26 protein-coding genes are annotated in these 19,738 nt (G+C 68.4%); 20 read left to right on the top strand and 6 right to left on the bottom strand.

Features of this window, described 5'->3' with window-relative positions; all coding sequences use genetic code 11:
* The first annotated feature begins 110 nt into the window (after positions 1 to 110).
* The 19 genes from AWX74_RS37775 (at position 111) to AWX74_RS40545 (ending at position 12,855) form a co-directional block, all read left to right on the top strand.
* A complete protein-coding gene (locus AWX74_RS37775) occupies positions 111 to 326 on the top strand; it encodes a hypothetical protein (RefSeq protein WP_091286983.1) in 216 nt (71 codons plus the stop codon).
* Between the two features lie 55 nt (positions 327 to 381).
* The gene (locus AWX74_RS37770; protein ID WP_091286980.1) at positions 382 to 813 is read left to right on the top strand and encodes a hypothetical protein; all 432 of its coding nucleotides are present in this window, start codon (positions 382 to 384) and stop codon (positions 811 to 813) included.
* A complete protein-coding gene (locus AWX74_RS37765; protein ID WP_091286976.1) occupies positions 810 to 1,157 on the top strand; it encodes a hypothetical protein in 348 nt (115 codons plus the stop codon). The genes AWX74_RS37770 and AWX74_RS37765 overlap by 4 nt, the downstream gene beginning before the upstream one ends.
* A 48-nt stretch (positions 1,158 to 1,205) precedes the next feature.
* On the top strand, positions 1,206 to 1,589 hold the full coding sequence (locus AWX74_RS37760) for a hypothetical protein (protein ID WP_091286972.1): 384 nt from the start codon (positions 1,206 to 1,208) through the stop codon (positions 1,587 to 1,589).
* Positions 1,586 to 1,969 carry a hypothetical protein gene (locus AWX74_RS37755; RefSeq protein ID WP_091286969.1) on the top strand — a complete coding sequence of 128 codons (384 nt, stop codon included), beginning with the start codon at positions 1,586 to 1,588 and terminating at the stop codon, positions 1,967 to 1,969. Before AWX74_RS37760 ends, AWX74_RS37755 begins: the two co-directional genes overlap by 4 nt.
* A gap of 130 nt (positions 1,970 to 2,099) precedes the next feature.
* Complete coding sequence (locus tag AWX74_RS37750; protein WP_091286965.1) at positions 2,100 to 2,411, top strand: hypothetical protein; 312 nt, start codon at positions 2,100 to 2,102, stop codon at positions 2,409 to 2,411.
* 258 nt (positions 2,412 to 2,669) lie between these two features.
* Positions 2,670 to 3,674 (top strand): DUF932 domain-containing protein, encoded by a 1,005-nt coding sequence (locus AWX74_RS37745; protein ID WP_091286962.1) that lies wholly within the window; start codon positions 2,670 to 2,672, stop codon positions 3,672 to 3,674.
* A 261-nt stretch (positions 3,675 to 3,935) separates the two neighbouring features.
* A complete protein-coding gene (locus AWX74_RS37740; protein ID WP_165615966.1) occupies positions 3,936 to 4,256 on the top strand; it encodes a hypothetical protein in 321 nt (106 codons plus the stop codon).
* A 427-nt stretch (positions 4,257 to 4,683) separates the two neighbouring features.
* Complete coding sequence (locus AWX74_RS37735) at positions 4,684 to 4,974, top strand: hypothetical protein (protein ID WP_242666603.1); 291 nt, start codon at positions 4,684 to 4,686, stop codon at positions 4,972 to 4,974.
* Between the two features lie 65 nt (positions 4,975 to 5,039).
* Positions 5,040 to 5,279 (top strand): hypothetical protein, encoded by a 240-nt coding sequence (locus AWX74_RS37730; protein WP_091286912.1) that lies wholly within the window; start codon positions 5,040 to 5,042, stop codon positions 5,277 to 5,279.
* A gap of 156 nt (positions 5,280 to 5,435) precedes the next feature.
* Positions 5,436 to 5,963 (top strand): hypothetical protein, encoded by a 528-nt coding sequence (locus AWX74_RS37725; RefSeq protein WP_091286909.1) that lies wholly within the window; start codon positions 5,436 to 5,438, stop codon positions 5,961 to 5,963.
* Between the two features lie 88 nt (positions 5,964 to 6,051).
* Entirely contained in the window at positions 6,052 to 6,864 is an 813-nt protein-coding gene (locus tag AWX74_RS37720; RefSeq protein WP_165615965.1) for an N-6 DNA methylase, read from the top strand.
* A 214-nt stretch (positions 6,865 to 7,078) separates the two neighbouring features.
* A complete protein-coding gene (locus tag AWX74_RS37715; protein WP_091286902.1) occupies positions 7,079 to 7,810 on the top strand; it encodes a hypothetical protein in 732 nt (243 codons plus the stop codon).
* Positions 7,811 to 7,906: 96 nt separating this feature from the next.
* Complete coding sequence (locus tag AWX74_RS37710; protein ID WP_131799654.1) at positions 7,907 to 8,488, top strand: hypothetical protein; 582 nt, start codon at positions 7,907 to 7,909, stop codon at positions 8,486 to 8,488.
* 246 nt (positions 8,489 to 8,734) lie between these two features.
* Entirely contained in the window at positions 8,735 to 9,265 is a 531-nt protein-coding gene (locus AWX74_RS37705; RefSeq protein WP_091286894.1) for a hypothetical protein, read from the top strand.
* Between the two features lie 344 nt (positions 9,266 to 9,609).
* The gene (locus AWX74_RS37700) at positions 9,610 to 10,089 is read left to right on the top strand and encodes a hypothetical protein (protein ID WP_091286890.1); all 480 of its coding nucleotides are present in this window, start codon (positions 9,610 to 9,612) and stop codon (positions 10,087 to 10,089) included.
* 464 nt (positions 10,090 to 10,553) lie between these two features.
* A complete protein-coding gene (locus tag AWX74_RS37695; protein ID WP_242666602.1) occupies positions 10,554 to 11,408 on the top strand; it encodes a hypothetical protein in 855 nt (284 codons plus the stop codon).
* A 266-nt stretch (positions 11,409 to 11,674) separates the two neighbouring features.
* A complete protein-coding gene (locus AWX74_RS37690; protein ID WP_091286882.1) occupies positions 11,675 to 12,205 on the top strand; it encodes a transcriptional regulator in 531 nt (176 codons plus the stop codon).
* A 506-nt stretch (positions 12,206 to 12,711) separates the two neighbouring features.
* The gene (locus AWX74_RS40545; RefSeq protein WP_165615964.1) at positions 12,712 to 12,855 is read left to right on the top strand and encodes a hypothetical protein; all 144 of its coding nucleotides are present in this window, start codon (positions 12,712 to 12,714) and stop codon (positions 12,853 to 12,855) included.
* On the opposite strand, the gene AWX74_RS37685 is transcribed toward AWX74_RS40545, so the two are convergent.
* Positions 12,846 to 13,316, bottom strand: a complete 471-nt coding sequence (locus AWX74_RS37685) for a MarR family winged helix-turn-helix transcriptional regulator (protein ID WP_091286878.1) — start codon at positions 13,314 to 13,316, stop codon at positions 12,846 to 12,848. The genes AWX74_RS40545 and AWX74_RS37685 overlap by 10 nt on opposite strands.
* A gap of 78 nt (positions 13,317 to 13,394) precedes the next feature.
* Between AWX74_RS37685 and AWX74_RS37680 the strand changes: the two genes are divergently transcribed.
* Entirely contained in the window at positions 13,395 to 14,054 is a 660-nt protein-coding gene (locus AWX74_RS37680; RefSeq protein ID WP_091286874.1) for a maleylpyruvate isomerase family mycothiol-dependent enzyme, read from the top strand.
* Between the two features lie 185 nt (positions 14,055 to 14,239).
* Here the strand turns inward: AWX74_RS37680 and AWX74_RS37675 are convergent, their stop codons facing one another.
* The 5 genes from AWX74_RS37675 to AWX74_RS37655 all read right to left on the bottom strand — a co-directional run.
* Positions 14,240 to 14,842: a TnsA-like heteromeric transposase endonuclease subunit gene (locus AWX74_RS37675; RefSeq protein WP_091286871.1), complete on the bottom strand. Its 603-nt coding sequence runs from the start codon at positions 14,840 to 14,842 to the stop codon at positions 14,240 to 14,242.
* Positions 14,843 to 15,116: 274 nt separating this feature from the next.
* Complete coding sequence (locus AWX74_RS37670; RefSeq protein ID WP_311983443.1) at positions 15,117 to 15,434, bottom strand: C40 family peptidase; 318 nt, start codon at positions 15,432 to 15,434, stop codon at positions 15,117 to 15,119.
* A gap of 61 nt (positions 15,435 to 15,495) precedes the next feature.
* Positions 15,496 to 18,006 carry a tyrosine-type recombinase/integrase gene (locus AWX74_RS37665; RefSeq protein WP_200931263.1) on the bottom strand — a complete coding sequence of 837 codons (2,511 nt, stop codon included), beginning with the start codon at positions 18,004 to 18,006 and terminating at the stop codon, positions 15,496 to 15,498.
* A complete protein-coding gene (locus AWX74_RS37660) occupies positions 18,003 to 19,247 on the bottom strand; it encodes a tyrosine-type recombinase/integrase (protein ID WP_054571614.1) in 1,245 nt (414 codons plus the stop codon). Before AWX74_RS37660 ends, AWX74_RS37665 begins: the two co-directional genes overlap by 4 nt.
* Positions 19,248 to 19,405: 158 nt before the next feature.
* A partial coding sequence (locus tag AWX74_RS37655; protein WP_131799643.1) for a C40 family peptidase occupies positions 19,406 to 19,738 on the bottom strand: 333 nt, incomplete at its 5' end.

Here is a 19,738-nt window from a genome sequence, read left to right as displayed (position 1 = left end):
AACACGCATCCGATCGGACGGTCGGAACGCTTCCCAGCGCGTAACAAGGTGAGGGCAGAAACCGCCCGAACCAACCTGGCGAACACGCATCCGATAGACACGAAGGGCATGTGTTCGTGTTCGACATTCTCGGTGATCGAGAGCGTGCGCTCGCGATTGTCCAGCGACGCGGGCGGGATCACTTCCTGATGCTGCTGGATCGCCTGGCGTCGCTCTATCACGGCTGCGACTGCGAGATCTACAAGTTCAGCCTGGAATGGATAGACGAACCGTACCTGCTCAAGGCGCGGGGAATTCACGGTGACCTGCTGATCGGGTGGCGTTAGCCGCCTACCGGCTGTGCGTCCGCGGCGTGTCACCCATCATGTGGAGGGAGGGTCTGTGACCTGTGACGTTCTGTCTGAGGAGTTCGCGCGCCGCTTTGAGCGGGGAGTATGGCGCGAACTGATCGAATCGGCGATGGTCGAATGGTCGCCGGACGAGACCACGAACCTGTACGGCAGTGGTTTCGACGGAACAGAGACCGAGTATCTGCGCGGCGATCCCGCCGACGATATCCGTGACTACCTGGAAGGCGCCGAGCCTGACCTGTCGTCACTGATCGAGCGGCTGGGAGATCGGGCACCGGAGGCCGAAGAGCTGGGCCGGAACTGGGTCCTTTCGCGGCAGCGGCAGGGCGCGGGCCTGTGGGACTGCGGCTACGGCCCGGAAGGCGACCGGCTACACGAACAGGCGATCTTCTACGGCGACATCCTGCTGGAGATCTCCGGGGTCGAGGAGGACTGCGACGGCTGGGTGGTGCGAGTCCTGTGACCGGCCGGCGTCTGCGTCTTCACCATCGCGACTACTTCGACCACGAAGTCCACGACGGAGACATCCACCCGCACGACGAACGGTCCGAGGACCTCGACTGCGAACCGGACGAGTACGACCGTGAGGACGGGCTCAGCGCGGTGGACCTAGCCGTGGCCCGGCTGACGAACTTGGGGGTCACAGAACCTTCGAGCGGCCCGGGTTTCCCCGGGCCGCACTGCTGGTGGGGCGGCACGGTCACGCTGAGCCACTACACCGGCGAGATGCGGGAGACCGCCGCGCATCCGGAGGGGTTCAGCGAGGCCGAGTGCCGCGAACTCTGGGCGCGGCTGACCGGCGCATAGCCGACCCGCCTTCTGCGCTCTCTATCTGATCTTTCGAGAGGTGGCGCCATGCTCGGCGTACTCGCGGACCCCACGGTGCGGATCGGGGTCCACATCGACGATGACCACGACTACTACCTGTCCCCCGTCGGCGACCTCGACGTGATCACCGAGGAACGGGCCCGTTTCGCGGACGGGACATGGGCGGCCTACACGCTGACGATCGTGGTCGAGTGCCCGCACTGCGACCACCGGTACAGCACGGACGTGCTCGGCGGCGTGGTGGTGGAGACGACCGGGCGGGCCGGATCGATCATCTGGTCCGATGACCCGTTCCTCCAGGAGAACCCTGCCGACTACCTGACGATGCAGATCCGGGACCTGATCGCTCAAGAGCGTGACGACCCGACCCCGGTCACGGCCTGGCTGCCTCTGCCCAGGGACACATCGTGAGCCAGGCCGAGGCGCTGCCGCTCGCGAACGGGGCGCCCGCCCGCCGGGGGACGGCCGCGTTGATGGTGTCCCCGCATCGGGAGCCACTGACCGGTGGCGGCCCGGACGCCGTTCATGTCGAGCTGATCGTGATCCGCTCGGTGACCCGTGACGGGCGGGTTCGCGCCTATGAGGAGATGTGGCCGGGCGGGCGGCCCGTCCGGGTCGCCACGACCGCCTGGAAGATCAGCAGCCTGGTCGACGCGTCGGTGCTCGACCCGGGTCGCGCCGTGGCGATCGCCCGCGCACACACCTACCCGGGCCACCGTCAGGTCCGCCCGTGGGAGTCGCTCACCGAGGCCCACGCGGCGCTGAGTCCCGCGCGCACGCCCACCCGGTAAGCCGTCCCGCTCGAAGACGCCACCCACCCGCACGGCGATGGACGTGCCTGGGCCGGCTCACGGGGTGGTCCAGCATCCCCGGCCGGCCCGACGCACGTGGTCGCGTGCTCTGCGGCAGGAAGGAACGGCGATGCGCGATCAACCCGATGTCGGCTCCGACTCGATCGCTACCGCGATGCAGGAAATGATCCTGGAGGACATCCGCGACGGACGGGTCCCCGAAACTGTCGACGCTTTCGAGCAATTGCACGACTTTGTCGATGCCAACGACTACGTGCAGCAGGCGTTGGAGGCCCTCGGCCTGACGGCTCTGCCGGACGATGCGGCACGCGACAACGCAGCCATTGCCCTCGTCGACACCTGGCTTGCAGCCGGGTCTCACATCCATCCACTCGGGCCGTCCGGGACGGCACCGGACGCCGTGCCCAGGGATGCGCGGTGAGGCGGGTCGAGCCGCCGCCACGGACGGGCGCCGGTGCTCGATCTGGCCCGCGTATTCATGACCGCCCGCGCGTCCCGGCCCGGACCACTGGCAGGTCCGCCCGTGGGCGCCACTCGCCAAGGTCTGCGCGGCGCTGAACCCCGCACGTACACCTGCCCCGTAGCTCCTTGCCGCATGCCCGCCGCCGGACGGTGTCCGGCGGCCCGTCGGCATGCCCACACATCGCCACGCACCCAACTTCCGATGGAAGGAAGCCGCATGTCGAAGGAAACCCTGACCTGGCTGAACGGCAACACGCTGATCGGTTTCACCGACAAGCGTGGCCACGCCTGGCACTACCGCGCCGACCAGCAGGGCGAGGCCAACCACTACCCGGGACCGATCCCGGTCGACGACGTCGAGCGCCGGCTGTTCGAGTGGACCGCGCTCGAACAGCCGATCTACGTCGAGTCCCCGGTCACTGGCGGTCTGGACGTCGTCCCGGACCGCAAGGCGATCATCCGGTCCGACACCGGCAGCGTGATGGGGATCTTCAGCGACGGCTACCAGCCCCACCCCTACAAGGAATGGCTGGTCGACAACGTCGCGCAGCTCCTCGACGACGATCTCGCGATCGGGTCGGCCGGGCTGCTGCGCGGTGGGGCGGTCGCGTGGGTGTCGGTCGAGGTGCCCGACACGATCAAGACCCCGGAAGGTGTGGAGTTCCGTCCGAACCTGCTGGCCACCACGAGCTTCGACGGGTCGCTGTCGACGACCTACAAGCGGATCGTGACCAACGTCGTCTGTGACAACACGATGGCGGCCGGTCTGCGGGAGAAGGGCCAGCAGACCAAGGTCAAGCACTCCGCCCGGTCACACCTGCGGCTCGGCGAGGCGCGGGGGGCACTCGCGATCGTGCACACGATCGCCGACGACTTCGCCGCCGAGGTCGCCGAACTGTGCGCGCTGGACGTGTCCGACCGGCAGTGGGCGGCGTTCCTGGACGCCCACGCGCCGATGCCGGAGGAGAAGGGGAGGGCGCGGACCAGCGCCGAGAAGCACCGCGACGTCCTGAACCGGCTGTGGAACCACGACGAGCGGGTCTCCCCGTGGCGGAACACCGGCTGGGGTGTGGTGCAGGCGGTCAACACCTACACCTACCACGAGCAGAGCGTCCGCGGTGCCACGCGGGCCGAGCGCAACATGCTGCGCGCCGTGACCGGCGGGGCGGACAGCCTCGACGGTTCCACCCTCGCCACGCTGCGCACCCTGCTGCCCGCCTGACCCGCCATCCCACACCTGCCACTGCGCCCCGCCCCGGCCGCCCGCCGGGGCGGGGGCAGTGCGCTACCCGCACAGCTGACCGAACGCGGAACGGCTCCTGCTGCACCTGCCCCACCCCGGCGTGCCCATGCCCCACGACGTGCCACACCCGCTACACCCCGGCACGTTCGCCATCGGCCGGCCCGCCCCGGCCACGCGAGGCTGACCCCGCCGCTACCGGCCAAGAGACCGACATTCAGTAATCCTCACAGGGAGATCAGCATGGCCTCCGCGCACACGACGATGCGTGTGACCCTCGAAGGCCTCGGCGAGTACGAGGTACCAGCCAACAATCTGCGCTGGAACGGCTTCGCCTGCCCCGGCTTCACCCTCGACCAGGTTCGTGAGATCGCTGTCGATCTGCACCTGTCCAACCTGGCCATCGGCTCCGACGACCAGGAGACGATCATCGTCGGAGACGACGAGATCGTCACGATCCACAACACCTGGTCGAACGACACAGAAACAGTCGAGCCCAACCCGCGCGACGGCCTGTACTACGTCGGCGGCTTCCGGTGGACCTGGGAGATCGTCGGCGAGTAGGCGCCGTAGGACGCCGGCCGAGGACGCGCCGTCCGCGACACCGACCGGGCCACGTCCCGGCCCCGCCCGGCTCTCACGTGCAGGACCCCGGCGACGGACCCCGAGCAGCGCCGGCAGCCGCACGGCTCCGCACCTGCCCGCACGGCCCCGTGCACCCGCATACCCGCCCGCCCGAAAGAACATTCGGCACGTGCTCGCCGACCTGCTCGACGAATGGGCGACCACCGCCAACGCCGATAGCACCGAGATCGTGTTCGGCCCGCTATCCGAGCAGCGCTGATCTCTGTTCGCCGCGCGTCCGCCCTCGGCGACGCCGGCCAGCCGGCGACGAGCGATCCCACGGAGACCGGTGGTTTCTCGCGGTGCGCGGTACGGGCTTCCGGGCAGATTCTGAATCTGGAAGGGAAAGCCGATGCCGGTTTCATCGGTGAGTTACGGAACGATCGACATGTACGACGCGCTGCCTCCGCATCCCTGCGCGAGCTGGGAACCGGGAAACGTGGGCAGCTTCTCCCTCCGCATCACCGCGTTGCTTGACGAGAGCGGCGGAATTCTCGTCCACGTCGACACCGCGCTGACCCTGGAAGGCGCGGAGGAACCGCCGATCAGGGTCCTGGTCGACGACGGAGAGGTTTACAGCAGTCCCGCCACGCTCAGCGGCGACTGTGCTGAGCCTGACCACGGACATCCCGTTCCCTGGCGCACCGCCGAGGGCTGAGCGAACACCCGCACGTCGATGCCGGGAATTCCACCCGGCCCACCACGGAAAGGAACGTGGTTCCCATGTTCAACCTGAGTCGCCGTCGCCGCCGGCAGCTGCGGTTCTGGGGGTTCGCCCTACTGCTGGTTTGGCTGCTGGGCATCGCCGCCGCGCACAACGTCACCATGTTCGTCGGCTACACGGCGGTCGCCCTCGTTGCGATCACCGTCGATCTGACCTCAGGCCGACGCCACCGTGGCCGGCGCCGTCGGCGGGCACGGTCGCGACGTCCCCGCGTCCACCGGGCCCGAAGGGCCGCCTGATCAGGTCCCTCACCGCCGGCCGGCGACGCCACCCCGCGTACCGGACCGCCGGCGCCTGAAACGCGCCCGGACGTCGCCCGTCCGCTTGCGCGGTCCGCACGTTCCTCGCGCCGGCCGGGCCCAGCAGCGAGGAATCGCCCGAGCAGAAAGCAGTCCATGCCTGATCCGACCGCGCCTCTGATCCCCCTGTCGTTGACCCACCTGCCGACCGTCGGCGGCCTCGCCGTCCCGTGGATCACTCCCCGTGCCGGCGACGGCCGGTATCTGTTCGGCGCCGTCGACTCCGACCGCAAGGACCAGGCCCTGGTGAGGCGTCTGTGCGGGGTGTGCGGCCGTCGCCTCGACGAGCGGCTCGTGCTGCTGATGCGCCTGTCAGACCTGCCCCGCCGATGCACCGCCGAACCGGCGCTGCACCCGTCCTGCCTGGCCTACACCGTCGCCGCGTGCCCGATGATCCAGGGGAACCTGGACCATTACCGAACCATCCCGCACAGGCTTGATCCGACGATGATCCCTGCGGCGGACGAGGCTGCCCGCCGTGGCTTCCCGGCCGAGGCGTGGTTCGCCGTCTGGCTGGACGGCTACACCGTCATCCCCGACCACGGCACCCGCACCGCCTCCTATGCCGGCAGCCTGCCGCGCCGGATTCGGCCCCTCACCTGGGGGCCACTCTTCGGCGAGTGACCGCCCGCGAGTACGCCCTGCGCCTTCCGTCCGCCGGTGCCCGCTATGTCGCCCCGTCCGCTCTGCCGACGTGCAGGGAGTGATCACCATGCCTGCGCCGCCCCAGATTCCGCTGTCCGTCGTCGCTGCCCTCGCCCTGATCACACCCCCATCAGGCGAGCTGTCCGCCACCGCCGACCTCATCACCGAGCTGGACACCGAACGGTTCTACGGGATGGTTCGTCTCCAGTGGACGATCTTCGTTCGGGCGCGGCCTGACCTGCTGCCCGCCGCCTGGCCCCTGCTTCAGCCCTGGCTCGGTGCCGACCGGCCGGACCAGGCCATGATCGTCGCGGCCCGCCGTGTCGCCCACGCCGCGCTCGACGCCGGGCAGCTGCACCTCACCGGCACACCGCGCCGCCGCGACACCGACGTGTTCGGCCCGCTGCTGGTCGCGTTACGCGCCGACGGCGCCCGGGTGACCGCCGGCCAGTTCTACACACCCGGCCCGATCGCTGACGTCCTCGCCGCCGGCCTGACGACCTGCGCCCAGCCGGGCCAGACCGTGATCGACCCGGCGATCGGCACCGGCGGACTGTTCCGCGCCGCCGCCCAGACACTGCGCGCCGGGGGCATCGACCCGGCCAGCATGGTGTGGATCGACGCGGACATCGACGCCGTCGCAGTGGCGTGCGCCGCTGTGAATGCCGTGCTGTGGGAACTCGGCCCGACCGTCGCACTGGTCGTCGGGGACACCCTCACCGACGACTGGCAGACGGTCGCGATCGCCCAACGCCGCGAGATCCTTCAGATCGCCGACCGGCTGCACGGCGCCGCGTTCGCCGCCGACGTGCTCGGCACGGTCGCCCGGCTCGTGGACGCGGCCAGCACCGCACGCGCTGGCCGCGCCCGCCGGACCTGACAACCGCCCTCCCTCACCGGCCAGGACAGCCAGGCCGGTGACGCCGTACACCCCGGCTCGCCGCGCCTGCCTCGAGCGACGGGCCGACGTGCGTCGCCCCGCCGGAGCCGCCGGCCTCGGGGCATCCGCCTGTCCGCCCGGACTCCATCGGCATCGCCGGCGTCATCTCGATCAGCCTGTCCGCTGTGCCGCGCCCAGAAGGGAGCGTCCCGCCATGTCGTCGACCCCGCATCTGCTCGGCTTCGCCGAACTCCTCGGCCGGCTCCGCCACGTCCTGACCGTCAACGGCGAGGACACCGTCACCCGCCGCCCCGCGAATCTGACCTACCATCCGTACTTCGGCCGGGACGGCTGGCCCCGCCGTCTACACGGGCACATCCTGTTCTGGCTGAACGGCCACCTCGATCCGACCAGCCTGCTCAACCTCGAACCCGCCGCGGAAGTCCTCAGGGCGCTTGGCTACTCGCTGACCGTCAAGGCCGCCGTTCTCGCCAGCGAGGCTGAGCAGCTCAGCTTGCAGGGCTGGAGCTGGGGCCACGCCGTCCACACGGCGGTCCTGCGTACCGTCGAGGACGACGAACCGGAAGACACCCGTATCGGCGACGCCACCGTGATGGCCGTGCTTTCCCACGTCGCGGCCCACCACGCTCCCGAGGTGACCAGCCCGACCCGGGCCGTCCCGCTGTTTCACCGCGGCTATCCGATCGGGCTTCTCGGTCACCTGGCCGCCGAGCTGCGTCTCGATGCCGTACACGCCTCCGCGCTCGGGGACACCCGTGCGCTGGCCCTGTTCGGCCACCTCGGCTGGACGCTGTCCCCCCGCGCCAGCGCGGTCCTCATCACCGCCGAACAGGTCGAAGCGGACGGAGCCACCTGGACCGACGCCGTCATCCAGGCCAGGGACACCCCCCGCGACCACCTGCCCCGCGAACCCTGGGACCGCTGAACCGCGCCGAGCGCCATTGGCCGCCTCGGCCCCACCAACCTGGAAGATCACCCAGTGGAGGGAACGCCCCGGATGGACACCACGACTGGTGGCACGATGACGGAGACGGCCGCGCAGGACGACCCGGTACTGGCCGCGTGGCAAGCGGAGATCACCCGCTTTTATGCCCTGTTGACCGACGCGAAGCGGGCATACATTGCCGCGCAGATGAGTCTGGTTGCGTACCAGATCCGCAGCTGGAAGCCGGAGGGTGAGCTCGCGGTCGACATGACCGATGCAGCCAAGGTAGAGACCACCGTGACGCACAACGGTGAGGATTTCGTTGTGACCGTCGACAGTATTCTCACCGCGGACGGAACGGAGATCGCTGCCTGGTTTCCTCGCCCGGGGCAGGCAGAACTCGACGGGTTGGACGAGCTGGTGTGCGGCTCCATCGAGGCCTGCATCGCGAACGGGTTGGAGCGTGACGGCGGGGAGATCACTCTCCCGCCGCCCAGCGAGCCGGACCCCGCCGCAGCCGCCCACGACGAGGAGTTCCGCATCCACGGTCTGTGGCAGAGGGTCCAGGAGATCGAACGGCGCCGCGGCTACTGGAACGGCGCGGATGTCGTCCAGACGCTGACGGAATGGTTCGCAGAGCTCGGATACCGCATCGATGACACGGACGAGGAGGCCTGAGACCTGACTCGCGGGATGCAGGCGCATGAGGTGAAAGGCCGCGGTCCCCTTCTTCGCCGTTGATCCCACAGTCCAGACACGATCGGGCCGCTGGGCCAAGCGGTACAGGGACCGTGATGGCGCTCCCGATGTGGTGTCCACCGGCCAGGCGCGATCAGACTGGTGGGACGGCCGGTCCGGCATCTCCCTCGCGGGTGCGCCGGACCGGGCTGCCGCTGCGATCCCGCCCCGTAGAGGACACCGCTGATGAACTTCGAGTCCCACGTCCTGGTCGACATGACCGTCAAGCAGGTCCAGGACGCCCTGGCGAAAGGCGACCAACCCGCGATTGCGGTCCTGGAAGGAGAACCCTCACGCACGCTGAGTAACTCGGCCTACCTGCGTGACCCCGCCCGCGCGGAAGCGTTCGAGCGGCAGGTCGCCGAGGAAGCGAACCACATCGATCTTGAACGTGTGATCCTGGCCGTCCCGCAGATCAGCAGGCCCGAGACCATCGACGAGGAGACCTCCGTCCAGCTGCGTTCCCCCTACACCGGCGGGCCGGTGCTGGAGGACGACGGCGAGATGCACGTGATCCTGTGGGTGCTCTGGGACGCAGAGGAAGGCCACGAGTCCGGGATGGTCCCCTACCGGCGCAAGCGCGATGGCACACCCGTCTTCGACGCGTTCGACGGCTCGGACTACATCTTCTCGATCCCCCTGAACGTTGGCGGCGGCCCCGGTCTCGTCCTGCTGCGGGAACTGCTCAGCGAGAAACTGCGACGCACCGGTCCCTGACCTGCCCCAACGGACGGGAACCCGCGAGCGCGAGGTCCGCGCGCCGCGAGCCCGCCGCGGCCAGCCGGGCAGTCCGCCGGTCAGCGTGTTGCCGACCGTCCGGCAGCGCCCGCGGTCGTCACCACACACCCGCCGCCGGCGACGATCCGCGTCGTCACCGTGATGCACCGAACCGCAGGACCGGCCCCCGAGAGCGGCATCGCGACCCCAGAACGCCACAGCCACCCGGCGGCGGGCTGCGCACCGCCGCATACGGTGGACCCGCCCACGAGCCGTCTACACGCCGACCACCGTTCCACCGCCCTGGGCTCCGGAACGGGATTCCTGGACCACTGGAGGCCGCGATGAACGACGCCACCTGGACCCTGGTGACCGACGTCGTGGACCGTGTCCAGCAGTCCATCCGTATGACTGATTACCCGGCCATCGTCATCCTCGACGGGGACCGTCGCCAGGTCCTCTCCGACTACGACTACATCCAGGGCGAGAACGCCCGGACCGACTTCGAGACCCGCGCCGCCGACCACGCCCAAGCCCTGCACGCCCGCCGGTTCACCTTCGCCGTCCCGCAGATCATCGAGATGATCCCCGGCAGCCTGCAAGCCCACGCGTTCTCCGTCCGGCCGCTGCGCGACGGCGAACAGGAATGCGTGGTCTGGACCGCCTACGACGCCGACGACGGCGTCGACTACGGCTGGGCCCCCTACACCCGCCGGCCGTCTGGCCAGCCGATCTTCGACGAGCCCAGCACGTTCCACCTCCCGGCGATGCCGACCAGCGGCTTCCCCGGTCTCCGTCTGCTGCGCCTGCTCACCGCCGACTAGCCCAGCGCCCACCGGGCACTGGTCGCGTGCGTCAGCCGGGCCGGCATGTCCGTCCCGGGCGCTCGCCGCGGTCCTCTACGGGCCGCGTTGCGGGCAGAGGCCACGCCCAGGCAGCCGGCGCTGGGTACCCGTCCCGAGGGCTTGACCGCGTAGCAGCGGGTGATGGCGGGTTCTCCGGTTCTCGGACGACCACTCGCAGGTGAAGGGCCATCGGCGATGACGCCCTTCGGCTCTTCCGTAGCTGTCCCCTGACCGGCACCGTCGTGCTGCTGGGCAGGCAAGCCGCCGCCCTCACCCAGTGCGCGGCGCGTGCAGACATCGCCCTCGGCGACACCCGGCCCCAGCCTGCCGAGGCACGCCCGCACAGCGACACGTCGCACGGGGCTGGCATTTGCCATTCGCGAGCACCGTCGGAGATCGCCATGTCCCCCTTCAATCACTGTTCGCTATCGGAGCAGTATGCGATGCTTCGAGTCTCTTCCCGTTCCCGGCTGATCCACCTGACGCTTTCCGGGATGACCGTGGCCCTCTGCGGTCTCCCCTTCCGCGAGCAGATTCCCTCGGACCAACCAGGCCCCACCGCCCCCGTATGCGGGCGCTGCTCCCGCACGGCCGCCCTGCATCCGCTCGACCGGGACCCGCCCGGCTACGACCTCACCGTCACATCGACCAGGCCCGGCCAGGTCACCGCGGCCGACTCCGCCGGACGCACGATCAGCACCGCGGACGCCATCGGACTTGCCCGCTTCCACGCCTGGGACCACGCCCACACCACCGCACTCGCGACCGCACGTCTGCGCCGCGACCGCCGACGGATGGGCCCCGCCGACCACGAGGCGTGGCGGGTTCTCCTCGCCATCCCGGCCGGCCGTTGGCGGCCCGCCGGCACGATCCACACCCGTACCGACGGGTTCCTCGCCGACCTCGACTATGCCGACGCACACAGCCAGCAGCGGTTTCACAGCCGCCATCAGGCACGCCGATGGATCATCGAACACCGCGTAGTGCACGGCTGGCCCCACACCGGATGGTTCGTCCTCGACGGCGCCCGCCTCCTGCGCCGCGCCAGCAGCCGCCACGCCGCCGCCCGGTGGCTGCGCGGCTACCACGCGACCTTCACCGGACTGCGCGCCACCACGATCCGGCCCGCCGGCCTCGACGCCTACCAGCACCACTATCCCGACGGCAGCGTCTTCACCGTCACCTGCGCCATCCACGCCGCCGACCATGGCATCGACCTGTCGACCGCACCCCGATACCCCTACGACGATCTCCCTTTCGACGAAGGCCCCACCCGCGCCGTCACCGGCACTGCGTAGGCGCGCCGGCGCCGGTGCCGGCCGCGTGGCGCGTCCCCTTGCATCCTCACCGGCTTCTCGCAGGACCGCCGCGATTGTGCCCAGCCGTACCGGTCCGACCGCGTCCCTGCGGCTCCGGCCGCGACGGCCGGACTCAATCACTGGCACCCCGCGCGGCCCGCCCCGGACCCGACCGCGCTCCCGACCTCAGGCCGAAGCTGCGATCCCGCGTGGGCGCAGAAACCCGGACCCCGCCATTCCCAGCCCACCGATCCCAGGGAGGAAACATGTCCACGACCAGCGACAACCGGTCCTACGCCCGTGAGGTGGGCGCCCGACTGCGCGCCGTCCGCACCCAGCAAGGCCACTCCCTCCAGCAGATCGAGACCCGCTCGGACGGCCAGTGGAAGACCGCGGCGCTCGGCTCCTACGAACGCGGCGACCGGATGATCAGCATCGGGAGGCTCGCCGCGCTCGCCGACTTCTACGGCGTCCCCGTCCACACCCTGCTGCCCGGCGGACACCCCGGACCCGTCCCAGCGCAGGCCGCCCGCGTCGTGCTCAACCTGCCCGCCCTGGCCCTCGTACCCGCCGACGACGCCGGGCCACTGCGCCGCTGGGTCGCTCACATCCAGCGGGAACGCGGCGACTACGCCGGCCGGGTCCTCTCGATCCGCGAAGGAGACCTGCGTACCCTCACGACCCTTTACACCCTCGACCGCGACCAGCTGCTCGACATGCTCCAGCAGTGGAGGGTGCTCGACTCCACGAGCACCCTCGCGAACACCTCCGCCGTAGCCCGAACGCAGGCTCCGTGATCCGGCCTGCTGCGCTTCCGTCTGTGTGTCCGCCCGCCGTACTACGGCGGGCGGACACACAGACGCGGACAACCTCCACACAACGGCGCCCGGGAGGCGGGCACGACCCAACTCCTCCAAGGCTTCCGCCACCTGCTGATGGGACGGGATCGCATCCGTCCAGCAGGCGATCCTCGATCCCACGGGCGCTCCCGAGCTTCCCGGCCCACCGCTGACCGGGTCCGACCCGCGAGAGAGTTCCGCCGGGCGTTTCGGTCCCATCTCTCCGTCGAGCGCCGGTAAATGCCATGCAATGCTTGTAGGTTCTCATTTCTCTTGTCCCTTGGTGTGGCCGCTACCAAGGCATACGCGGTTCTCTCATCGATCTGTCCCCGGGTTTCGTTCTCACCGATCTGTCATGTCCTCGGCTCGCCCGGAGTCGCGGCTCGGGTGTGTCCAAGCGGGCGGGGTGCGTCCGGTCCGACGGGTCAGCGAGCTGGCAGGCGTACAGCGTCGTGAGGTTGGCGGTGAGGGAAGGAACGCGCAGACGCTGCCGGAAGGCCATGCCGAGCGGTGTCGACGTCGATCGTGGGCATGAGCTGCGCTGGGGTTTCGACGCCCGCTTCGTCGCGCTGGCGCGGACCGGGCTCGCCCGCCGACCTCAGGCGTAGGGGTCGGCGATCTCACGCAGCCGGGTGAGCGTGTCCCGGAGTTGGTCCATCCCCTGCTCTCCCAGGTGCCTGCACCATTCGGTCTCGACGTCCGCGACGGCGGCGGCGGCGAGCGGAATCGCTCTGGCGCCGCGTTCGGCGACGCGTACGAGCCGGGCACGGGCGTCGGTGGGGTCCGGCACGCGTTCGACGTAACCGGCGCGTTCGAGTTGGTCTACAAGGAAGCCGGCGGACTGCTTGGCGATCTGCGCCTGTTCGGCGAGGTCGGTGAGGCGCGACCCGCAGGGCGCGATGCGTTGGAAGACCCGTGCCTGGGCTGGGGTGAGGTCGTCGTAGCCGGCCGCGGCGAGGGCCTCGAAGACCCGCTTCTCCATCGCCCGGTACGAAACGAACAGCAGCACGCCGATGTTGACCTCGCCTGCTGGTGGTGGTGGTGCGTCCGCCGCATGTTCGTCGCCCATCCGTGACCACCCCTTGCCTTGGTAAGAGTCTCTGACTAAAGTCATCAGTGCTTCTTACTAAACTAGGGGGTGTTGCCCGTGGACCGCGAGACGTCCTGGCAGGTGATCGCCGAGCAGCGGCTCGGCCTGGCCGGCCTGCTCGACGGCCTGTCCGAGGAAGACTGGGACACCGCGTCACTGTGCGCCGGATGGCGGGTACGCGACGTCGCCGCCCATGTCGCCCTGGCGCCGCAGGTTCCCTCTGTCTGGTCCATGACTGTTGAAGGGATACGCGCCCGCGGCAGCTTTCACCGCCTTAACCACGACCTCGCGGTGCGCCACGCCACCGGTCGGACCGGCCAGGAGACCGTCGCGGAACTGCGGCAGTACGCAGACTCCCGACGCCTGCCAGCCCCGACGAACTACCGCAACGCCCTGTTCGACGTCCTCGTGCACGTCCAGGACATTGCGATCCCCCTCGGCCGGACCTGGCCGATGCCCCCTGACGCCGCCCGCGCCGCCGCGGAACGCGTATGGACCATGGGCTGGCCCTTCTGGGCCAGACGCAGGCTGCGCGGCATGCGGCTCACCGCGACGGACAGCGAGTGGACCGTCGGCGACGGCGCAGACGTACGCGGCAGCATCGGCGCGCTCCTCCTGCTGCTCACCGGCCGTACCGCCACCCTGCCCGAACTCACCGGCGACGGCGTCGCACTTCTCACTCAGCGACTCAGACCGGCGGTCGCCCGCCCACGATGAAGAACCTGGGTTGACCAGGGAAGCTCCCTTGATCAGGACCGGTCGTTCACCGCGGAATGATCACCTTTGGCCATGCAAAGAGCAGCCCGACCTCGTGGCATCCCCTTGCCGAAGGCGCCAGAACCACGCAGTGTGTGACCTGACGACCTCAGCGCGGAGATTCCCGGCTACCGTATCCGTAGCAGTCAGGCAATGAGGCCGCCGCCCCCTGAGGAGGTTCCGTCCGACCGACCGGGTGCCGACAACGCAGACGGGTCGGACAGTCGTGTGCAGCACCACGGGCCGGACCACGGCAGGATGAGCCGGCCACAGAGACCGTTCCACTCAACGACCGCCCTCCCCCCGGCAGTCGCCCCGAGCACCTGCGGTATCAGCGCCTCCTCGATGACCACCCGGCGCCGGTACCAGGCGAGGAACGACACGTTGGCCAGCAGCCTCGGCGGCGCCCCATACCACTCCTCGAACCCCCAGCCGCGCGAGGCGACCGTCTCCCGCGTCCAGGCCATCAGCGCCCGCACCTCCGGGTGGTCCCGTTTACTCGGCGCCTTGACATCCACCACGGTCGCCTCGCCGTCACTGTTCAGGACCAGCAGGTCTGGCACGTGTCTGCGGATCCGGTCGCCATCCGGGCCGACGAGCTGGAACGGCTGCGCAGCGATTCCGACCACAGCCGGGTCGAAGTCCGCCAGCATGATCCGAGCCAGCTCAAGACGACTCTCGTAGATCACCAGACGGCCGACGGTAGATGACCAGTACCAACCCGAATAGTGCTCGCGGCCCTGTACCAGCGGAACTCCCGCACCGGCAGGGACACCGCCAGATCATCCACGGCGACGCGGTCCAGCGTTGTGTCCACATCGGTCCCGCCTGTCGACCGGAACCGGACCCGGACACATCGCTCAGACCGCGACGAACCGTCAACCACCCGATCACAGGTACACCGCGCGCCGCCGAACCCGAGGGCGCCACGCCGAGCCGCTTCTCATCGATCTGGCGGTCAGCGACAGATCAGCGACATCTCTTTTGAGAAACTGTCACCTCTTTTGAGAACCTACAAACGCTCTATGTGCCCGGCCTGGTCGCCCCGAAATAGTCGTCTTTCGCCCACCTGTACGGAGCGATCTTAACCACCTCTTTGTCTCCTGGAGCCGTGATCATATGCCCGTTTCCGATGTAGATCGCGACATGGTGGATGTCGGTGGCGGTGCCGTAGAAGACGAGGTCGCCGATCTGGAGTGGTTGGCCGGGCGGGACCACTGGCCCGGCCTCGTACTGGGTCTGCGCGGTGCGGGGCAGGTCGATCCCGGCGGCCTGGTAGGCGGCTCTGGTGAGCCCGGAGCAGTCGAAGCCGCCTTCGGCCGGTTCTCTGAACTTGCGCAAGTCGGACAGATCATATTTGTCTCGGTTGAGTCGTTGGCTGGACGGGTGTGAGAGGATGGCCCTACTCGGGTGACCGGTTCTCGGGCGCATTGGTGGTGATGGTGCGTGCGACGAGGTGATGGACACTGGGCATGCCGAGGTGGACGGTGGTCTGCCGGTTGGTGAGGCGGTCGAGATCGGTGAGTTTTGCTTCGGCGGCGGCGAGGCTGATGGTGAGGCCCTCGATTTCGCCGAGCCATCCTTGCTGTTCGGCTTCGCTGATGCGTGCTTGCAGGTTGTCATGAACCTCGACGAGTCGTGGCCGCTGGGCCGGGTCAGGCCGCAGCATCGGGCATCGAATGCAGGCATGTTCATGGATGCACGGAGTGTTGTAGGCGCGCCCGCAGGTGCCGAGGGATACTTTGCGCCGTTGAAAGTGGCCGAAGAAGTCTTCCCATTCTTGTTCCGTCGGTGTCCGGTATTCTTCGCTGGGGCGCACGGAACGGCGTCGGGAGATCCATGCGCGGTGCGCTTCGATCGTTTCCTCGGGGTAGGTCGCCTTGTAGCCCATCGTGGTGTTGATGTCGCGGTGCCCGCAGATGGCCTGGGCGATGTGGGGTGGGAGTCCGCTCATGACAGCGTCGGTGACGAAGATGCGGCGGAAGTCGTGCGGGGTGAAGTCGAGGGGCTTTTGGTCCGGTCCAGTCAGTCCGGAGTGTGCGAGGGCGTTGCTGAGCGCCTTCTCGATGGACCGGCGTGGTATCGCTCGGTTTTCGGCGCCCCAGCGTCGTTGGAACAGCAGAGGCATCGGCGGAAGCCAGACGCATTCGTGGATGTCGTAGGAGGGGACGAGAGGCACGGTTCCAGTGGCGTCGCGGACGCGGCAGACCACGGCGCTGAGGACGTCGGCGAGTTCCGGGCTGATCAGCAGAAGGCGTTCGGTGTCAGTTTTTGACGGCGCTATCTGTAGGAGGGGAACCAGCTCGCCGGTGGCGGGAAGCTGGTATTGGATGAAGCTGTGGTGGGTGAGTTCGAGGAGTTCCTCTGCCCGGATTCCGGTGTGTCGCAGGATTTCCACCGTTGCCCATGCCCAGAACGCTTCGTGTTCTTCAAAGGTCAGGTCGTGGCGAACGCCGCTGTTCTGGTCGTCGGCCCAGACCTTCGTGCCGCCAGCGGTCGGCATGAGTGGCCGTAGAAATGTGCGGTCCGCGATGGTGAAGGTCTCACCGGGGTCGGTGCGGCGAGCGACGGCGAGACGCTCCGCGGTGTCATGGCGACGCTTCTCGACAATGCGGACAAGGGCGGGCAGGTGCGGCAGGCGCTCGCGGGTGCGCTGGTCCATCCGCGCCTTGCGGCGCATCCGCTCTTTCCACCGATTGACGTCGGCAGGCGTGACGGGGCAGGGCGCGGCCCAAGGGCCCCAACGGGCTGGGTCTTCCAACGCCCACTGCGCAATGTCAAGATAGAAGGCACGGACTGCGAACATGCAGCTCTTGGCGTTCGCCCGCGGGGTCTCCACGTCGACGAAACCCCCGTCAGTGTCGGCCGCCTTCGTAGTTCTCACTTGGATGCGTTGCTTCCAAGCCGTGGCGACCTCGTCGGGAAGGTGGAGGGAGTAGATTCCGGGATGGTGGCGCTCCAGGTCTCCCCAGAACAGGCCCGCGAGCTTTTCCGCGAGTTCCTTCAAGCTGACGTAGTCCACTGCTGGCTGCCGGTAACGCAGATACTCGACGAGGAGATTCCGCACCGGCCGGCAGCGTAGAGCGAACCGATCCACGAGCGCCTCGACGGTGAGCTGTCCGGTTGCGCCGCGGAAGGCCCGTATCGTGGGTGGCGCATCGGGAGAGAAGATCCCGGCGTCGTGCAGGAGCTGGTAAAAATAGGTCTTGCAGGTTCCACCTTTGGCCTGCACCGAGCTTTGGACGTCCAGCAACTCCACGCAATCGCCGGGGACGATATCGGCGATGAGTCCGCCTTTGCAAGCCATGATCGTGGCGGTGCGGTAGAGAGCGAGACGGACCATCAGCGGCGCCGCGGCAGGGTTCTCCCGCGCGCAGGCCCGCAGCCGGGCGAAACCGTCGGGGTCACGGGAACGTTCCATGGCCGCTTGGAAACGCGGGGAATGACGGGTCATCATCCACCGCACCCCGGGCCGGATCACATCCCCGCAGATCAAGGCGAGCAGGCCAGTCGAGAGACAGGGCTCGTTGGTGTCGTCGCCGACTCCCCGCAGCCATTGCACGGCTATTTCCCGCCAGTGCTTCCCGTCGATCTCCTGCACTCCTGTGGCGAGCCATCGCTGCTGCCAGGTAGCGCCTGAATGGCCCTGCAGCCACCGCAGGACGCCGGTGATGCCGCTGCGTCGTTTCCATTGCACGGCCTGCTTGTCAGACCCGTAGGGCGGGGGAACAAGGAGCTCAACGATGTCACGACTGCCAAGGAAGGTTTCCGGCCACGACCCCGGAACTGCCCGCGGCGGGAACTGTATCCGCAGACGCGCGGCAGCGCCAGCGGTGCCGCGCATCGTCCCGGGTTTCCTGACAATGGAATGTGACCCGATGGATGGATCCGGCCGATCCAAGACCTCGGTCACGGCGTTCTCCCGGGGAAAAGGACCTGCAGGCTGTCAGGCCGGTATCCCACGGCCGGCGGAGGCGGTGGCGCGACAAGGCCCGCGGCCTGGCGGGCATGGTGAGCGCGCATTCCGGCGAGGACCTCGTCTTCGAACGGTGTCGTGTAGATCTGCGTCGTCGTCAGGCTGGCGTGCCCGAGGACCCATTGCACGTCGGTCAATGCCACCTGGGGATCCCGTGCCATACGGTAGGCGGCCGTATGACGAAAATCATGCAAGGTCCAGTTACTCCCCAACATGGCCTGCGCCCGGTTGAGGGCCGCCCTGGCGGCATGATAAGTCAAGGGGCGAGCCGGCCGCCGCAATGTCCACCAGAGGGGGCAGTCCGGTCCGGACGGCGCCAGATCATGAACCTCCTGCTGATACAGACGAAGCCATACGAAGGCATCCGGAGACGCCGGCAGCCGCTGGATTGTCCGGGAACCTTTCCTCACAACGCTGATCAATTGCTGGCCTGGGTCAGCATCAACCTGGGTAGCCCCCAACAGCTCGGACGCGCGAGCACCGGTTGACACGTAAAACGCAACCAGTGCACGGTCGCGGTGGCTCAGCAACGCCGCGAACAACTCGTTGAAGCGCTCGTCCGGGATCGCGCGAGGTACCCGCTTCGGGATGCCCGGACGATACAAGCCGACCCTCGTGTTGCGAAACGGCTCCAGCGGATTATGGTGTGCATGGGGCCGTCCCTGGTCCTCCCGCTGCCGGACCAGCGGAAACGGATTTATGACAGGCCCACTACCCCAGCGCCGGTGGCAATCATAGAAGGCGCGCAGGACGGTTTCGCTATGCGCGACTGTACGGGCCGCATACTTCACCCCCGGGGCCGGCCTTCCCGTGACTGGGTTCGGGCGCCCCGCCCCCGATACTTTCCTCGTTCGCTGGCTCCGCGCCGGCTTGTCGATAGTTCTCAGCCAGCTGGAGAAGTCACGCGCTTCGACTCTGCCCGCCGCATCCCAGGACACATCAACCGCCCACAGGAAACGGAACCAGCGAAGAAGGTCCAGCCCATAGGAGCGTTGCGTTGCCGCCGACCGGCCTGCTGCCTGCAGATCCTTCAAATAGACCGTGACCGGCTCCACAACACGCCCAGTTCCGTCCAGCAGACGGTACGGCTCGAACAGCTCGCCCGTGTCTCGCAGGCATCCGACACAAGGCACTACCAGCGCGGCCAAGTCTCGCGACTCATTCTCAGTATCGATCATCGCCCTACTCCAGCGGACAGACGCAGAGAACGGGCGCTCACCACGCCGGAACCTCCACGCGATCCAGTGGTCTGATTGTCGCCATGCCCTTCGGTTACGACGGTGGACGGACACACAGCGAAAATCACTATTCCTATCCAGCCACACCGTGGTCACCTTCATCCCCGATCCGCAGGCCGTGTTACCCCTACAAGATTGCGCCAGATCGAGTCGATGCGGACGACGGCACCCCGATGAGGAGCATTAATCATTTGAGTTGACGAGATTGCAATCCCGACGTGCGTGACATCACCAGGCCCGGTCCCGAAGAACAGCAGGTCCCCCGGCTGCAGGACCGAGCTTGCGGGAACCAGCGGTCCCGCTTCGTACTGTTGCTGGGCGGTTCGGGGCAAGTTGACCCCGGCTGCCGCATAGGCAGCACGAGTCAGACCCGAGCAGTCAAAACCGCCGGTGACCTTGACCCGGCCATCTGGTAGTTCAGTCAACTGGGG

The sequence above is a fragment of the Parafrankia irregularis genome (assembly GCF_001536285.1).
GTDB lineage: Bacteria > Actinomycetota > Actinomycetes > Frankiales > Frankiaceae > Parafrankia > Parafrankia irregularis.
Note: the sequence above shows the minus strand (reverse complement) of the source record. Positions and strands in the feature narration are given on the sequence as shown.

Coding starts and splice junctions, on each gene's coding strand:
- AWX74_RS37760 (WP_091286972.1), top strand. CDS start 1,206: ATGCTCGGCGTACTCGCGGACCCCACGGTGCGGATCGGGGTCCACATC.
- AWX74_RS37750 (WP_091286965.1), top strand. CDS start 2,100: ATGCGCGATCAACCCGATGTCGGCTCCGACTCGATCGCTACCGCGATG.
- AWX74_RS37745 (WP_091286962.1), top strand. CDS start 2,670: ATGTCGAAGGAAACCCTGACCTGGCTGAACGGCAACACGCTGATCGGT.
- AWX74_RS37740 (WP_165615966.1), top strand. CDS start 3,936: ATGGCCTCCGCGCACACGACGATGCGTGTGACCCTCGAAGGCCTCGGC.
- AWX74_RS37730 (WP_091286912.1), top strand. CDS start 5,040: ATGTTCAACCTGAGTCGCCGTCGCCGCCGGCAGCTGCGGTTCTGGGGG.
- AWX74_RS37725 (WP_091286909.1), top strand. CDS start 5,436: ATGCCTGATCCGACCGCGCCTCTGATCCCCCTGTCGTTGACCCACCTG.
- AWX74_RS37720 (WP_165615965.1), top strand. CDS start 6,052: ATGCCTGCGCCGCCCCAGATTCCGCTGTCCGTCGTCGCTGCCCTCGCC.
- AWX74_RS37715 (WP_091286902.1), top strand. CDS start 7,079: ATGTCGTCGACCCCGCATCTGCTCGGCTTCGCCGAACTCCTCGGCCGG.
- AWX74_RS37710 (WP_131799654.1), top strand. CDS start 7,907: ATGACGGAGACGGCCGCGCAGGACGACCCGGTACTGGCCGCGTGGCAA.
- AWX74_RS37705 (WP_091286894.1), top strand. CDS start 8,735: ATGAACTTCGAGTCCCACGTCCTGGTCGACATGACCGTCAAGCAGGTC.
- AWX74_RS37700 (WP_091286890.1), top strand. CDS start 9,610: ATGAACGACGCCACCTGGACCCTGGTGACCGACGTCGTGGACCGTGTC.
- AWX74_RS37695 (WP_242666602.1), top strand. CDS start 10,554: ATGCTTCGAGTCTCTTCCCGTTCCCGGCTGATCCACCTGACGCTTTCC.
- AWX74_RS37690 (WP_091286882.1), top strand. CDS start 11,675: ATGTCCACGACCAGCGACAACCGGTCCTACGCCCGTGAGGTGGGCGCC.
- AWX74_RS37685 (WP_091286878.1), bottom strand. CDS start 13,316: ATGGGCGACGAACATGCGGCGGACGCACCACCACCACCAGCAGGCGAG.
- AWX74_RS37660 (WP_054571614.1), bottom strand. CDS start 19,247: ATGATCGATACTGAGAATGAGTCGCGAGACTTGGCCGCGCTGGTAGTG.